Genomic DNA, 15121 nt, shown 5'->3' with positions numbered 1-15121 from the left:
CGGTCTACTTCTCCTTCGCCGCCTTCGCCGCGGCCTTGGCCGCCTGCTTGAACTCGCGCACCTCGAGCAGTGTCTGCCTGTCGACGACGTCGGCGATCGAGCGACGCGCGCCCTCGTCACCGTAGGCTCCGGCGGCCTCGCGCCACCCCGTCGGCTGCACGCCGATCTGCTTGCCCAGAAGCGCCAGGAAGATCCGCGCCTTCTGGTCGCCGTACCCGGGCAGCGCCTTGAGCCGCTTCAGCACTTCCTTGCCGTCGGGATCTCCCGACGTCCAGATCGCGCCGGTGTCGCCGTCGTAGTGCTCGACGATGTAGGCGCACAGCGACTGGATGCGCTCCCCCATCGACTTCGGGAACCGGTGCACCGCGGGCGGCTGCGCACACACCGCGATGAAGTCGTCCGGGCTCATCTCGGCGATCCTGTGGACGTCGAGGCCGCCGAGCCGGTCGTCGAGCTTCTTGGGCCCGGCGAACGCCGTCTCCATCGGCACCTGCTGATCGAGGAGCATGCCGATCAGCAGCGCGAGCGGGTCCGACGCCAACAGGGCGTCCGCCTCGGGGTCACCGACGAGATTCAGCGTGAGGGCCATGCCCTCGATCCTGCCATCCGCTAGGCGGTCGCAGGCACCATCGCCGTCACCGGCCGCGCGGACGCCGCCAGGCGACCACCACGACGACGACACCGGCAGTGATCGCGATCGTGGCCGCCAGCGCCTCGAGCCAGTGCCCGAACAGCGTCGGCTGATCCACCGCGGGCACCGCCGCGAGCGCGGCGAACACCGCGACCACCGCAATGACACCGGCGGCGACCGACCACGCCTGCGCGATCCTCGAGTGCCGGTGCCCACGACGTTCGGCGCTGCGCAGCAGCGCCCGCTCGATCACCCGCGTCGCCTCCCCCAGTTCGGCGTCCAGCGCCGCCATCTCCCCCGACAGCCGTCGGACCAGCATCGTCCGCAGCTGCGCGGGCGACATCCGGGGCAGCGACACCCCCTCGTGCCGCGCCTCGGCCACCAGCAGGACTCGCTCCATCCGCCGCGCCTGCACGGCGGCGACATCGTCGATCGCCGCCAGTAGCCGCGTGTCCTCGAGTGCGTCGTGCTCGCGCAGATGGTCGAGCACCATCCGGTAGTCGGCGGCGTGCCGCGCCCGGACCGCGACCCACGGGACGAGTGCCCGGATCATCTCGCTCACCCCGAACACGTCGTGGTCGTGATCTGCCGCGGCCGCCTCGAGGTCGAGCAGGATCGCGCCCGCATCTTCACGGACAGCGATCGCGGCGCCGTCCCGCACGGGCCGTTCCGCGAGAGCGAGGCGCTCCCACCGCCACCCCGCGACGTCGGTTCCGGGCCCGCCCACACGTTGCCGGATGCGGTCACCGCCGTCGCCGCGCACCTCGACGACCAGTCCGGCCGACGCGCGTTCGTGCCCGGTACCCGCCACCAGCTCGGACAGTCGCGCATCCGGCAGCGCCGGGTCCGCGTCGGGGAAGACCTCGCGCAGACGCGCGTCGGCGGCGAGCCCGAACGGCGCGAGCAAGCGGTCCACCGCGGCGTCGATGCCGCTCGCACGCCAGTCGGCGAGCCCCTCGACCGGATCGGCGGTCCAGTCCTCGCACGCGAGCACGGCCCCGTGGCCGGGAACCTCCCACAGCGACAGGCAATGCGCGGGTGGACCGACATGAAGTGGCGCCGAACCCTTTCCGAGCACCAGCGGGTCGCCCGTGACCTCGACGCACTCCCGCACCGCGAGCAGGCTCACCGGCAACGACACGCTCACCGGATCGGCATTCGACGCCGGAAGAAACGGTCGGGATCCGGCACTTCGGGGCGGCCCGGGGTGCGCGACCGAGTCGCCCGGCCTGTCCGGAATGTTCAGGGCCAGAAGGAATACATCCAGACTGCCTGCTCCACACGTCGAGGCCGACGACGCTCGACGCCCCTCGACAACGGCCGGGGTGGCCATGGCACTCACCACTTTCGAACCCGCCGCGACCGGCGCGGCGACCCTGGCCGGAGTATGTCAGCTTTCCGGTGGAACGGGAACCGATTCCGGGCGCGGCCCGCACACGTGGCCGGCATCGGCGCGGCCCAGCAGCGCCGACGCCCCCTCCACCAGCAGAGCCCGCCAGTGGACGTAGTCGTGACCGCCGCAGAACTCGCGGTAGCTGACATCGAAACCCCTGGCCCGCAGCAGGTCCCGAACCTCACGATTCTCCTCGATCAGCCTGGGCTCGAGCTCTCCCGCCGCCATCCAGAAGCGCGAACGACTCGCCTCGCGGTCCGCGAGCCGCTCCTGAATCGAGCTCCCCGCCATCGGGAGTCGCGGCCACCAGAACGATCCCGACAGGCTGACCGCCCCACCGAAGTGGTCGGGGGCCTGCAGCGCCGCGAACGTGGCCGCGAGCCCGCCGTAGCTCGAACCGCCCACCAGCACCGACGCCGGATCGCCGGTCGCGTCCCACCGCTCGCGCAGATACGGCAGCAGGTCTCCGGTGAGCGCGGCGAGAAACTCCGAGCTGCACGGCAGTTCTTGCGACCGCAGACCCGGGTCGATGCTGTCGATCATCACCACCAGCGGCACCCGGTGGCCGCGCTCGGCGAGCCGGTCGAGGGCCGGCGCGATCGGAATCTCGACTGCCGCCACACGGCCGTCGAACACGATCAGCACCGGCCGGTCCCCGTCGGCGATCCCCGGCGGTTCGTACACCCAGATGCTCCGATCCACGCCCGCGAGAGACCGCACCTCCTCGGTCATGCGCCCCCGCGGCGACACCCCGTGGATCCACCACCGCTGCGTGGGCGCCCCCGGCATCACCGCCTCCGACCGTGCGGGCAGGCCCATCGACGTCACGACGGGAAGCGGGTTCAGCTCGTCGGTCACGAGACCGGCGATCACACCGCGCCACCACTCCCATTCCGTCTGCCCCGCAGCCGGTTCGGCGATGGGCTCGATACGGGGGAGAAAGCCGTAGCCGCCGCGCCAGCGCTCGGGCACCTCGCGCGACAGCACCCACAGATCGCTGTCGGGCAACTGCCGTAGCGCGTTCGCGTCCGGGTCGCGGCGGTCGGTGATGCCGTTGGCCTCGAGGTACACGTGCCGCACCGGCGAACCCTCCGGCGCGCGCCAGGCGAACGTCGCAGTGACGAACCCCGGCCGGCCGGGGTCGATCAGCGGCGCACCCTCCACCGCCAGTCGACGCTGCAGGTCCTCCCCCGATGTGACCTTCGACATAGGTACCCCTTACTTAGGTGATGCTTTCCTAATAGTAAGGTCGGGCCACCTACCCCTCAGGAGGACCCCCTTGCTATCCACAACCCTGCGTCGACGCTCGGTCGGAACCCGGATCGCGGTCACCCTCGGCGCCCTCGCGATCGGGCTGACGACGGCCGCCTGTTCGTCCGACGACGAGTCCACGGACGCCGCGGCAGCCACCACCGCCCAGTCCGGTGAGTGGCCGCGCACCGTCGAGACCGCCGCGGGCCCGATCACGCTCGACGCCCAGCCGCAGCGCATCGTATCCACGAGTGTCACGCTCACCGGATCACTGCTGTCGCTGGACGCGCCGCTGATCGGCACGGGCGCACAGCCCAAGAGCACGGTCACCAACGACCAGGGCCTGTTCACGCAGTGGGCCGACGTCGCCGCCGACCGCGACGTCGAGGTGCTCTACCAGGGCCAGCCGAACGTCGAGAAGATCACCGCAGCCGCGCCCGACCTCATCGTCGTCTCCACCAGCGGCGCCGACTCGGCCGCGCAGCAGGTCGCCACCCTGTCGCAGATCGCACCCACGCTGCTCTTCGACTACTCCGACAAGTCGTGGCAGGACCTGACCACCCAACTGGCCGCCGCCGTCGGCAAGGAGGATCGGGCAACGGAGTTGCTCGCCGAGTTCGACGCCAAGGTCGACACCGCCAAGCAGGCCATCGCCCCGGCACTGCAGAACGGCGCGGCACCGGTGAACATCCTCACCTACAACTCGCCGGACGATTCGAAGATCTTCACCGCGGAGTCGGCGCAGGGTCGCCTCGCCACCCGCCTCGGCCTCACTGTCGCTCCGCTCCCGGCCACGATCACCGGCACGGGCGCCGCGGGCGGGCGCTCGGACATCGTCAGCGTGAACATGGAGAACCTGCCGCTCGCGCTGACCGGCCCGACGACGTTCATCATCAACGCGCAGCAGCCGGGCGCGGACAGGCTGAAGGCCGACCCGACGCTCACCACTGTGCCGTCGGTGCAGCGCGGCGCCGTCTTCCCGCTCGACTTCGACAGCTTCCGCCTCGACTTCTACAGCGCGAACAACGTCGTCGACCGGATCGTGGCGGCGCTGTCGTAGCAGCACCATCCGGGGGGAAACGCACAGTGGCCGGTCACCGCGAGGCGACCGGCCACTGACGTGTTCGACGACTACTGCTTGGTGAGCGCGTGCTCCGCGGCCGCCAGCAGGACACAGGTCGCGACGCCGTCCATCGCCTTCGCGAGCTCGTCCATCGACGGGAAGCTCGGGGCGAGGCGGATGTTCTTGTCCTCGGGATCCTGCTTGTACGGGAAGGCGGAACCGGCCGCAGTGAGCGCGATGCCGGCCTCCTTCGCGAGCGCGATGACGCGCTTCGCGGTGCCGTCGACGACGTCGAGGCTGATGAAGTAGCCGCCCTTGGGCTCGGTCCACGACGCGACCTTGGTCGCACCCAGCCGATCCTCGAGGATCTCGAGCACCTTGGCGAACTTGGGCGCCAGGATCTGCCGGTGCTTGTCCATGTGCGCGCGGACCCCGGCGGCGTCGCCGAAGAAACGCAGGTGACGCAACTGGTTGACCTTGTCCGGGCCGATGCTCTTCTTGCCCAGATGCTGCTGGTACCACGCCTGGTTCGCCGCGGAGCTACCGAAGAAGCTCACGCCGGCACCGGCGAAGGTGACCTTCGACGTGGACGCGAACACCAGCGGGCGGTTCGGGTTGCCGGCCTCGGCAGCCATCCCGAGGATGTCGAGGGCGGGCGCGCACTCCTCGACCAACGGGTGCACCGCGTAGGCGTTGTCCCAGTAGATGCGGAAGTCGGGGGCCGCGGCCGGCATCGACGCGAGGGCGCGGGCGACGTCCTCGGAGTACACCGCACCCGTCGGGTTGGAGTACGTCGGAACGCACCAGATGCCCTTGATCTGCGGGTCGGAGGACACCAGCTCGGTGACCTTCGCCATGTCCGGGCCGTCGTCGCGCATCGGGACGGCGATCATCTCGATGCCGTACGACTCGGTGATCGCGAAGTGCCGGTCGTACCCGGGCGCGGGGCACAGGAACTTCACCACCGACTCCTGCGACCACGGCCGCGGAGAGTCCGGGGTGCCGTGCAGCAGCGAGAACACGACTGTGTCGTGCATGATCTCGAGGCTCGCGTTGTTGCCGGCGATGAGGTTCGCCGTCGGGATGCCGAGCAGTTCGCCGAAGATCGCCCGCAGTTCCGGCAGACCCGTCAGGCCGCCGTAGTTGCGGCAGTCGGTGCCGTCGCCGTCCCGGAAATCGCCGTCACCCGGAAGCGCGAGCAGACCGTTCGACAGATCCAACTGTTCCGGCGCCGGCTTGCCACGGGTGAGGTCGAGCTTCAGCTTCTCCGCCTTGAGCTGCTCGTACTTCGCGGTCTGACGCTCGAGTTCGGCGCGAAGTTCTTCATGGCTCATCAACCCGATTTGGGTTTGCACAGGCATCTGGGCGGCCTTTCACCGACGCGATGGGTCGGGGACGGGAAGAGATAGGGGACCCCGCGCACCCGGCAGAGCCCGTTGACCCTTGCTGCCTTCCGGCCCTGGGGGAGTTCACAGGATGCGCGCCGCGCGGGATCCGCCTACGAGTGTAACCGGACGATCGGGAATCGCGGTGATCCACCCCTCCCCCGGACCCCGTTTGGCATTCCCACCCCTGCAACAGGTAGGCTCCCCCACGGAGGATTCGCCTAGTGGCCTATGGCGCTCGCCTGGAACGCGGGTTGGGTTAACGCCCTCAGGGGTTCAAATCCCCTATCCTCCGCCACGGGAAGCCCCCGACCTGTGAGAACGTTCGCAGGTCGGGGGTTTTTTCTTTGCTCCCTGCAGGTCGGCGGCGTGCGATTCTGCCCACTTTTTGCCCGCACTTGATCCGGTGATCGCGTCGAGCCTGCTCGCCACTGCTTCGAGAAGGACCAGGGCTATGACCAGGGCGGCGGTCCGTTGCCCCACGACTCGGCAGAAGCCGATCTCGGTCAGGCACCAAATTTCCCTTACGAGAGTGGCGAAAACGAGCGACCTGCGCGTCCCCAGGGACGCACGTCGCCGGGGAGCGCTCGCACTGCGCTGGGCATCGAAGTCGCGACACTCGAGCACGTCGATCCTGGTGCATTCCACATCCGTGAACCGCGAAACGCGGAATCAAGTCAGCTATCAGACGCTCGCCAGAAGGGTCGGCTCTGACATCAACCCCTCTGACTAGCCACGTTGTCGGCATCGGAAGCCGGACCGCAAAATATCGAACCGGGCGATAAGTCATCGCGAGGCCTCACTAAGAGGGTGCCCTTCTAGAGTGACCCTTTGACCAGCGCCTTTGTGTCGCTATCGAACAGTTGGGTCAAGACCTCGACTGAACCGAGACCGAGTTGCTTCGTGAGGTTAGCGTCCCGCCGAGACGAAGCACACCAGAAAGCTGAGCAAGCCGGCGGTGATGATGCAACTGACCAACGTGAACCACATGAGCAGCCTGTCGACCGCACTCATCTCCTGAAACTCGGCGCGGAAACTCTGCCTGGTGATGCCCCGGGCCGATGCGGTGCTGACGGTCAGCGCGAACGCACTGACTGCAAGACCTGCAGCGGAGGCGAGGAGGAGCCAGAGTCCCCAACCGATCGAAATGGAAAAGAAGGAGGAGAGTGCGCCAAGCAATTCATCGAGATTCGTGAGATCTGCGATCGCGACGACCAAGACGACAACCGAAGCAACCATCGGCACCGCAACCGCCCAAACATGCTGGCGTACGGCTCGGACGGTGAGAGCGAGCGCCGCAGCGATCGCGAGCGCCAATGTGATTCGACCATCACCCTCGGTGCCGGCCATGGAATGGCCACCACCGGTGGCCCACGGGCCGATACTGCCGACGACCATCCCGATGCACGACAACCAAGCGATTGCGTAGACAGGCAGATTCAGGCTGGGACTCAACGTCGTCTTCTCAGCCTTCTCGAGCGTGTATGTCGCCACCTTCTCAGTCCTCCCGTAGCAAAGCGTTCGCCCTGGCGGGCGGCAGAATCATAGTTGCTCCACCGGACGCCCGGCGTCAGTCGCAGAAGCCCCACCGTTGGGGTTAAAGGTGTGGACCACGTGCCGGCCCATTGTTGGGTGCCGTTCGCTGGAGGTAGGTCGGGAACGCGGACGCGGCCGGCGCAGCACTTACCGCCAACTCGCGCTCCCACACTTGGGCCGCCTGTCGTTCGAGTTCCGTAGCGCCAGTGTCCTCACGCACCACGCTCGTGAACATTTCCACATGACGCGAACCGTCGATCAAGCCGCGGAGCCTAACGAGGCGCCCGGCCGGGCATGCCGGTAATGTCCGTTTCTCGCTGGATGTCGTTTTCGGTCAGCCGTGGGTTTTCTTGAAGTGGTCAACCACGAGTCCCATGTAATCCTCCACGAACTTCATCCGCTCCTCGAGGCTGTCATTACGAATATTCGCTGAGACGCCCTTCCGGTGAGTGTCGCGGTACCAATCGATCGCCTCAAGATCGCAATCAACCCAAAGTTCAATGCCCGGTTCCTGATTGATCGCGTCGGCTTCCGAAGCGCAGCGCAATGTGCCCAGCAGGAGAGTTTCGCCTGCACCAACAACCAGCGGCGACTTCGTCGGGTCCTGCGTATCAAAGCCCAGCGGCTCGACACCCTGGACTCGGTGGACCGTCCCCTTCCAGCTCTTGATCAAGGTTCCCATTTTAAATGGTTCGCGGTGGCGGTCCATCCTCGCGAGGTCATGCAACCACAACAGGGCGTTGCCTTCGGCGCCATACTTAGTGTGGTACGGCTGCGTCGATTCGATCGCCTTGATGGTCTCATCGCTGAGTCCATAGAGCACATCGCTCCCACGTAGAGCTTCAAACTCGGCAAGGGTACGTTTGATCGGGAACTGTCGGCTGCCTTGCCGACTTGGCGGGTACTTCTTCGTGTCCTCAATTGCGAGCTGAAAGAAGAGGTAGTCCAGCGCGGCTCGGACATTCGCGAGCCAATCGCCGAACACGATGCCAAGCTCGGGTCTCAGATCGCATGAGGCGACTAGGTCGATGCAGCTCCCACGTCGTAATCGAGTGACGTTAAAGGATGATGCGTCCTCGTCCTTGCGGAGCGTGCCCATCTCGCCGCGGAACTTCTTGGCTCTCGCGATGCGAGCCTTAACAGCTCGAAAATCGGCCTTTGGAGTCACAGGCGCACGATTCCTTCCTCACTTGAAATCCACGGATGGCACAGAATTGGCCAGACCATACCCAGGTCCTGCGACAACGCCGATGGTCCGCAATCAGGTCGCACGCCCGTGGTGGTGACCTCGTCAAACCCGAGCCGGCCGACAACCGCCTCGTGTCTCGCGCTGACCACTCCGGCGAGCAAGACCCTCGACTGCGGCCGCGGCCGTAGCGAATCGCAGGGTTTCCGCGGGATGGTCGCCTCGTATGATCGACCGGGACTCCTAACGTGCCAACTCCTTCTCAGAGTCGTCTTCCTTTTGCGGCCTCCCGGCGTCTCACCCATCGGGTGGTGCAGCTCGACCGCGCCCAGTCGTGCCCACATCTTGACCACAATTTCGCCAGGGCGTCCGAGTGGCAGACGGTGTCAGTGTTTCTGGTGAGCGGTTTCTGGTTAGCGAAGGGTGCTTGACGAGAAACGCAACCTCGTGCCCACTCTCGGATCAGGGTTCAAATCCCCTATCCTCCGCCACGGAAAGCCCCCGATCTGCGAGAACGTTCGCAGATCGGGGGCTTTTTCTCTCTCGACCCCCGTGCAGGTCCGCCGTGCCGCCGACCCCGCGTCCCGCCGCCGCGCGTTTACTGCACGCACGCTTGGGGCATTACCCCAGGGACGAGCGACGGGGCCGCCGCCGGCGGCCGCACGACGGAGGGAGATCCTGTGGGCGACGCCGATGCCGACACCACGCGGACCGATCAGCTTTTCTTCCAGAATCCGGTGACCCGGTACCCGGCCATCGAGCCTCCCCCGCAACATCAGCCCGAACCGGGACTGGACAGCGACCTGTTGCCGCGAGCCGACATCGGTGAGTTCTCCTACCGCGGGACCGGTCGCCTCGAAGGTCGCAAAGCGCTTGTGACCGGAGGGGATTCCGGCATCGGTGCCGCGGTGGCAATCGCGTTCGCACGCGAGGGCGCGGACGTCGCGATCGCCTACCTCCCGGCCGAGGAGGACGACGCACGGAACGTGGCCCGCATCATCACCGAAGGCGGACGGAAGGCGGTCACGTCGAGCGGCGATCTGACCGATGCCGCCTACTGCCGACAGGTGGTCCACGACGCGGCCGAGCAACTGGGCGGACTCGACATCCTCGTCAACAACGCGGGCAAGCAGATCGTCGCCGACAGCCTGGACGAGCTGACCGACGAACAGGTCGAGCAGACGTACCAGACGAACATTCTGGCGATGTTCCGCACGACGCGCGCCGCACTCGAGCATCTCCCCGCGGGAAGTTCGATCATCAACACGACCTCCGTCGAGGCGTACATGCCGGCCGCGACGCTCCTGGACTACGCGTCGACGAAGGCCGCGATCAACAACTTCACGAAGGGCCTGGCGAATCAGCTCGCCGACAGGGGCATTCGCGTCAACGCCGTCGCACCCGGACCGATCTGGACGCCGCTGCAGCCCAGCGACGGCCAGCCGAAGGAGGCGCTGCCGCAGTTCGGGCACAGCACCCCGCTGGGACGTGCCGGCCAGCCGACCGAACTCGCCCCCGCCTACGTCTTCCTCGCCTCGCCGGAGTCGAGCTACGTCACCGGCTCCACCATTCACGTCAACGGCGGCATGCCGTCGCCGTGAGCCGTTCGGACCCGCAACGGAGGAGCCTTCCGATGACGACTCGCAACCCACTCGCCCTGGTCACCGGCGCCTCGAGCGGCATCGGACTGGAACTGGCGAAGCTCTTCGTCGACGACGGGTACGACGTCGTCGCCGTCGCGGAGCAGCCGGACCTCGAATCGGTTGTCGCCGAGATCTCCTCGGGACCCGGAAGGATCCATGCGGTCGTGGCCGACCTCCGCACACCCACCCGCCGGTGTCGAGACGGTCGAAAAGGTGTTGACCGCGGACGGACGCCCGCCGGCGGCCGCGGCACTGAACGCCGGTATCGGCCGCGGCGGCACGTTCGTCGACACCGATGTGACCGATCTCCTCGATATCGTCGACCTCGATGTGCGCGGCACCGTCCATCTCGCCAAGATCGTTCTCGACGCGATGGCCCGGGCGGGTGACGGCAAGGTGCTCGTCACCTCGTCCGTCGCGGCGACACTGCCGGGGCCGTATCAGACGGTGTACAACGCCTCGAAGGCGTTTCTGCAGTCGTTCTCCGCCGGGCTGTGGTCCGAGTTGTCCGGCACCGGGATCACCGTCACCTCGTTGATGCCCGGCGCCACCGACACGAACTTCTTCCGGCGGGCGCGACTCGACGACTCCGTGATGGGCCGCATGCCGAAGGACGACCCCGCCGACGTCGCGCGGCAGGGCTACGACGCGATGCAGCTGGGACGACGAAAGGTCGTGGCCGCGTCGCTGAGATCCAAGGCGCTCGCGGCCGCCGGCGCCGTCCTCCCGGTGTCCGTCAAGGCGGCCGCCCACAAGTTTCTCGCGAAACCCCGACCGTCGGGCTGACCCCGCGGCAGCGCGGCCGCCGACGAGGCACCGGAGGACGGCAGCTGTTGCCCAAATAGTTGACGTTTGTACTGCTACGGTTTTCCTATGGAGCCATTCGAGAGGAGGTCGACCTTGTCCTCGGATCGCTCGCGCGGGGTGTTCGGCATCTCGGTGACATCGGAGTTGACGGGCATCGGCCCGCAGACTCTGCGACTGTACGAACAGCGTGGCCTGGTGACACCGCAACGCACCGCGGGCGGCACGCGCCGCTACAGCCAGGCGGACATCGACGTGCTCGGCCGGGTCACCGAACTCGTGAACGCCGGCGTCAACCTCACCGGCGTGAAACAAATCCTCGAACTCGAAAGCGTCAATCGCACACTCCGAGAGGAAAATGCGATGCTCCGGTCCGAGCAGCAGGTGAGACGGGCGGGATAGCCGGACGGACGGTCGCTGCTCGACGACGCCGACCGCTGAAACCGACGCTCACCCACCGGGGGCGTTGGTGATCTTCTCTCCCGCCGGGTTGAGCGCCCACCACAGGTCGTCCATGCCCTGCCCTGCAACGGAACCCGGCCGCGGATCGCCCGCGAACAGGTACAGCGGCATCCCGTTGACGGTCACCTGTTTGCCGCCCTGCGGGCCGGGGATGGTGCCGATCACGCCGGAGACGCCCGCGATCTCGGGCCGGGACTCGTCGGTCGTGACGGGCGGCCACATCTGCAGGCACACGGCGTCGCACGCGCTGGCGTTGGTGCCGGGCTCGTCGCGGTCATAGGCGTAGACGGTCATGTTGTCGACGTTCACGACGACCTGACCGATGCTCGACTCCCCCGTCGTCAGCACGGGTCCGGCCGCCGGCACCGTGGACGGCATCGTCGTCGAATCGGGGACGGGACCGGAATCGTCGCTGTCGGAGCAGCCGACCAGCGCGGCGCCCACCGCTACCGCGGCGAGCGAGATCCCCAGGATTCTTCTCATGCAGTTACTCCCGTCCCTGTGTCCGATCCGGCCCGTTCCGGGCGCGGACTGTCGGTGGTCGCTCCTACCCTGAGCGTCATGGGGTGGTACACGCCGACGGCCGTGGCGCCGGACCTGTCCGGGGCGCTCGTGTGCGCGTGGTCCGCGCGCGCCGAGGGCCGGCACCTGCTGGTGCCGGACGGTTGCGTCGACGTGCTGTGGATCGCGGGTGTCGGCGTGCGGATCTGCGGACCCGAGACGTCGGCGTGGTCGTTCACGTTGCCGCCGGGCAGCGAGTCCTTCGGGATCCGGTTCCGTCCGGGTGCGGCGCCGCACGTACTGCGGACGTCGGCCGCGCAGATCCGCGACACCCGCGTCTCGCTCGAGGACGTGCTCGGCACGGCGGCCGAACGGGTCCTCGTCGATCGGCTCGAGCACGCGGTCGACACCACCGAACGGCTGACGATCCTGCAGGACACGGGCCGGCAGTGGCTCACCGCGCGACACGACCCCGACCCGCTAGCGGCCCGGATCACCTCGGCCCTCGCCGCCCGGTCGTGGACCGTCGAGAGCCTGGCGGATGCAGCGGCGATGACCAGCCGGCAACTGCACCGCCGCTGCAACGAGGCGTTCGGGTACGGGCCGTCGACGCTGCGCTCGATCCTGCGCCTGCAACGCTTCATGACGCTGGCCCGCGCCGGCCGCCACCGCGGACTGGCCTCCCTCGCCGCCGAATCCGGCTTCAGCGACCAGGCCCACCTGTCCCGCGAATGTCGCCGCATCGCGACGCTCACGCCCACCGCTCTGCTCGAGAGCGAGGCCCCCGACTGGCACGGAGAGGCGTCGGTGCTCGACGCCGGCGTCCGATCCGTACAAGACCTCACCACCGCGACGAACGGAGAATCGGCCGCATGATGACTACCGAATCCACCCCGGACCTGTACCGGCGCCTGGCCGCCACCTTCAGCGACCGCGTCGACGCGGTGCCGGCCGACCGCTGGGACGCACCGTCGCCGTGCGACGGCTGGACCACGCGCGACGTCGTCGCCCACGTCGTCGAGACGCAGACCCGGATGGTCGGCGTCGTCGGCCTGTCGCTCCCGGACGGCCCGTCCGTGACGGACGATCCGGCCGCGGCCTGGCGGCACACCCGCGACGCGGTGCAGGCGATCCTCGACGATCCCGCCAAGGCGTCGCTCGAGTACGACGGGCACTTCGGGCGCACCGATCTGGCGGCGACGATGCGCACCTTCTATTGCTTCGACCTCGTCGCCCACGGCTGGGACATCGCCCGGGCGGCGGGCCTGGACGAGACCGTTCCGGACACCGACCTGGACCTGCTCGACGCCGTCGTCGCCCAACTGGGTGACTCGATCCGCACGGACGGGGTCTGCGGCCCCGCGGTGGACGTGCCCGACGACGCCGATCGGCAGACCCGCACGCTCGCCACGCTGGGGCGCCGCGCCTGACCGCACCGGGCGCGGCCGCGTCATGTGTCGTCGCTGCGCCGGGACGGATGGCGGCGTTCCTCCTCGGGCGGCGGCTTGCGGTCGCTGTCGGCCTCCCGGTCGCTGCTCTCGGTCACTTCGGTCAGTTGCTGCTTGGCCATCCCCGGCCCGATGTGCGCCTCGGCCCGCATTCGCTCGATCATGTGCGGGTAGTGCAGCTCGAATGCCGGTCGCTCCGAACGGATCCGGGGCAGCTCCGTGAAGTTGTGCCGCGGCGGCGGGCAGGTGGTGGCCCATTCCAGCGAATTGCCGTAGCCCCACGGGTCGTCGACCGTGACGACCGTGCCGTAGCGGAAGCTCTTGAAGACGTTCCACAGGAACGGCAGCGTCGACGCACCGAGGACGAACGACCCCACGGTAGACACCGAGTTCAGCACGGTGAAGCCGTCGCTCGGTAGGTAGTCGGCGTAGCGACGCGGCATGCCCTCGGCGCCCAGCCAGTGCTGCACCAGGAAGGTGCTGTGGAAGCCGATGAACGTCAACCAGAAGTGCCACTTGCCCAGACGCTCGTCGAGGAACCGTCCCGTCATCTTCGGGAACCAGAAGTAGATGCCCGCATACGTGGCGAACACGATCGTGCCGAACAGCACGTAGTGGAAGTGCGCCACGACGAAGTAGGAGTCCGTGACGTGCCAGTCGAGGGGCGGGCTCGCGAGGATGACACCCGAGAGACCACCGAACAGGAACGTGACGAGGAAGCCGACCGCGAACAACATCGGCGCTTCGAACGTCAACTGCCCCTTCCACATCGTGCCGATCCAGTTGAAGAACTTCACGCCCGTCGGCACCGCGATGAGGAATGTCATGAACGAGAAGAACGGCAGCAGCACCGCTCCCGTCGCATACATGTGGTGCGCCCACACCGCGACGGACAGCGCGGAGATCGCGATCGTCGCGTACACCAGTCCGGTGTAACCGAAGATCGGCTTGCGGGAGAACACCGGGAAGATCTCGGAGACGATGCCGAAGAACGGCAACGCCACGATGTACACCTCGGGATGCCCGAAGAACCAGAACAGGTGCTGCCACAACAGGACACCGCCGGTGGCCGGGTCGTAGACGTTGGCGCCCACCACCCGGTCGGCGAACAGCCCCATGAGCCCCGCGGTGAGGATCGGGAACGCCACCAGGATCAGGATGCTGGTGATGAAGATGTTCCACGTGAAGATCGGCATCCGGAACATCGTCATGCCGGGGGCCCGCAGACAGATGACCGTGGTGATCATGTTGACCCCGCCGAGGATCGTGCCGAGGCCGCTGAGGGCCAGACCCATTATCCAGAGGTTGGCGCCCATTCCCGGCGAGTGGAGGACGTCGCTCAGTGGCGTGTACGCGGTCCAGCCGAAGTCGGCGGCGCCGCCGGGAGTGATGAAGCCCGCCGACGCGATGAGGGCGCCGAACAGGTACGCCCAGTAACTGAACGCGTTGAGCCGGGGGAACGCCACGTCGGGAGCGCCGATCTGCAGCGGCAGGATGTAGTTCGCGAAGCCGAAGACGATGGGCGTCGCATACAGCAGCAGCATGATCGTGCCGTGCATCGTGAACAGCTGGTTGTACTGCTCGTTGGACAGGTACTGCATCCCGGGCAGCGCGAGTTCGGCGCGCATGAGCAACGCCAGCAGCCCACCGAACATGAAGAACGCGAACGACGTGATCAGGTACATGATCCCCAGCACCTTGGGATCCGTCGTCGTGATCGCGCGATAGATCAGAGCGCCTTTGCGGGCGAACCTCGGCGGGTAGGGGCGAACGGCAACAGGTTCGGATGCGACGGTGGCCACCGGTCCTCCTGACCGC

13 protein-coding genes, 1 tRNA gene, 1 other RNA gene and 1 pseudogene are annotated in these 15121 nt (G+C 67.6%); 7 read left to right on the top strand and 9 right to left on the bottom strand.

Annotation, left to right across the window (positions count from 1 at the left end; all coding sequences use genetic code 11):
* Positions 1-4: 4 nt before the first annotated feature.
* The 3 genes from ABEU20_RS17815 to fes form a co-directional block, all read right to left on the bottom strand.
* Complete coding sequence (locus tag ABEU20_RS17815; RefSeq protein WP_420165715.1) at positions 5-589, bottom strand: HhH-GPD-type base excision DNA repair protein; 585 nt, start codon at positions 587-589, stop codon at positions 5-7.
* 46 nt (positions 590-635) lie between these two features.
* Positions 636-1778 carry a hypothetical protein gene (locus ABEU20_RS17810; RefSeq protein ID WP_420165714.1) on the bottom strand — a complete coding sequence of 381 codons (1143 nt, stop codon included), beginning with the start codon at positions 1776-1778 and terminating at the stop codon, positions 636-638.
* Positions 1779-2021: 243 nt separating this feature from the next.
* Entirely contained in the window at positions 2022-3233 is a 1212-nt protein-coding gene (gene fes / locus ABEU20_RS17805; protein ID WP_420165713.1) for an enterochelin esterase, read from the bottom strand.
* Between the two features lie 70 nt (positions 3234-3303).
* Here fes and fepB point away from each other — a divergent pair, with 70 nt between their 5' ends.
* Positions 3304-4335, top strand: a complete 1032-nt coding sequence (gene fepB / locus ABEU20_RS17800; RefSeq protein ID WP_420165712.1) for a Fe2+-enterobactin ABC transporter substrate-binding protein — start codon at positions 3304-3306, stop codon at positions 4333-4335.
* A gap of 71 nt (positions 4336-4406) precedes the next feature.
* Here fepB and ABEU20_RS17795 read toward each other — a convergent pair whose 3' ends face one another.
* Together ABEU20_RS17795 and ffs are read right to left on the bottom strand one after the other, a co-directional pair.
* Positions 4407-5699: an aminotransferase class I/II-fold pyridoxal phosphate-dependent enzyme gene (locus tag ABEU20_RS17795; RefSeq protein ID WP_420165711.1), complete on the bottom strand. Its 1293-nt coding sequence runs from the start codon at positions 5697-5699 to the stop codon at positions 4407-4409.
* A gap of 43 nt (positions 5700-5742) precedes the next feature.
* An RNA gene (gene ffs, locus ABEU20_RS17790) (signal recognition particle sRNA small type) lies at positions 5743-5837 on the bottom strand.
* A 96-nt stretch (positions 5838-5933) separates the two neighbouring features.
* Between ffs and ABEU20_RS17785 the strand changes: the two genes are divergently transcribed.
* Positions 5934-6021: transfer RNA gene (locus ABEU20_RS17785), tRNA-Ser, on the top strand.
* Positions 6022-6632: 611 nt separating this feature from the next.
* Here ABEU20_RS17785 and ABEU20_RS17780 read toward each other — a convergent pair.
* Positions 6633-7217: a hypothetical protein gene (locus tag ABEU20_RS17780; protein ID WP_420165710.1), complete on the bottom strand. Its 585-nt coding sequence runs from the start codon at positions 7215-7217 to the stop codon at positions 6633-6635.
* Between the two features lie 376 nt (positions 7218-7593).
* Positions 7594-8427: a hypothetical protein gene (locus ABEU20_RS17775; RefSeq protein WP_420165709.1), complete on the bottom strand. Its 834-nt coding sequence runs from the start codon at positions 8425-8427 to the stop codon at positions 7594-7596.
* Positions 8428-9125: 698 nt separating this feature from the next.
* On the opposite strand from ABEU20_RS17775, the gene ABEU20_RS17770 reads away from it, so the two are divergent.
* The 3 genes and pseudogenes from ABEU20_RS17770 (at position 9126) to ABEU20_RS17760 (ending at position 11294) form a co-directional block, all read left to right on the top strand.
* Positions 9126-10046, top strand: a complete 921-nt coding sequence (locus ABEU20_RS17770) for an SDR family oxidoreductase (protein WP_420165708.1) — start codon at positions 9126-9128, stop codon at positions 10044-10046.
* 32 nt (positions 10047-10078) lie between these two features.
* A pseudogene (locus ABEU20_RS17765) lies at positions 10079-10874 on the top strand (SDR family NAD(P)-dependent oxidoreductase).
* A 114-nt stretch (positions 10875-10988) separates the two neighbouring features.
* Positions 10989-11294 (top strand): MerR family transcriptional regulator, encoded by a 306-nt coding sequence (locus ABEU20_RS17760; RefSeq protein ID WP_420165707.1) that lies wholly within the window; start codon positions 10989-10991, stop codon positions 11292-11294.
* 48 nt (positions 11295-11342) lie between these two features.
* Here the strand turns inward: ABEU20_RS17760 and ABEU20_RS17755 are convergent, their stop codons facing one another.
* Positions 11343-11837, bottom strand: coding sequence for a COG4315 family predicted lipoprotein (locus tag ABEU20_RS17755; RefSeq protein WP_420165706.1), 495 nt, complete (start codon positions 11835-11837; stop codon positions 11343-11345).
* A gap of 78 nt (positions 11838-11915) precedes the next feature.
* Between ABEU20_RS17755 and ABEU20_RS17750 the strand changes: the two genes are divergently transcribed.
* Complete coding sequence (locus ABEU20_RS17750) at positions 11916-12731, top strand: helix-turn-helix domain-containing protein (protein ID WP_420165705.1); 816 nt, start codon at positions 11916-11918, stop codon at positions 12729-12731.
* Entirely contained in the window at positions 12728-13285 is a 558-nt protein-coding gene (locus ABEU20_RS17745; RefSeq protein ID WP_420165704.1) for a TIGR03086 family metal-binding protein, read from the top strand. Before ABEU20_RS17750 ends, ABEU20_RS17745 begins: the two co-directional genes overlap by 4 nt.
* Before the next feature lie 20 nt (positions 13286-13305).
* Here the strand turns inward: ABEU20_RS17745 and ctaD are convergent, their stop codons facing one another.
* Positions 13306-15105, bottom strand: coding sequence for an aa3-type cytochrome oxidase subunit I (gene ctaD, locus ABEU20_RS17740; protein WP_420165703.1), 1800 nt, complete (start codon positions 15103-15105; stop codon positions 13306-13308).
* Positions 15106-15121: the final 16 nt, after the last annotated feature.

It is taken from the genome of Rhodococcus parequi (genome assembly GCF_046042785.1).
GTDB lineage: Bacteria > Actinomycetota > Actinomycetes > Mycobacteriales > Mycobacteriaceae > Prescottella > Prescottella parequi.
This window is presented reverse-complemented; position numbering and strand designations above follow the sequence as displayed.

What these genes read in the sequence shown, in the direction of transcription:
- ABEU20_RS17745 (WP_420165704.1), top strand. Translation starts at nt 12,728, where the DNA reads ATGATGACTACCGAATCCACCCCGGACCTGTACCGGCGCCTGGCCGCC.
- ABEU20_RS17795 (WP_420165711.1), bottom strand. Translation starts at nt 5,699, where the DNA reads ATGCCTGTGCAAACCCAAATCGGGTTGATGAGCCATGAAGAACTTCGC.
- fes (WP_420165713.1), bottom strand. Translation starts at nt 3,233, where the DNA reads ATGTCGAAGGTCACATCGGGGGAGGACCTGCAGCGTCGACTGGCGGTG.
- ABEU20_RS17815 (WP_420165715.1), bottom strand. Translation starts at nt 589, where the DNA reads ATGGCCCTCACGCTGAATCTCGTCGGTGACCCCGAGGCGGACGCCCTG.
- ABEU20_RS17755 (WP_420165706.1), bottom strand. Translation starts at nt 11,837, where the DNA reads ATGAGAAGAATCCTGGGGATCTCGCTCGCCGCGGTAGCGGTGGGCGCC.
- ABEU20_RS17750 (WP_420165705.1), top strand. Translation starts at nt 11,916, where the DNA reads ATGGGGTGGTACACGCCGACGGCCGTGGCGCCGGACCTGTCCGGGGCG.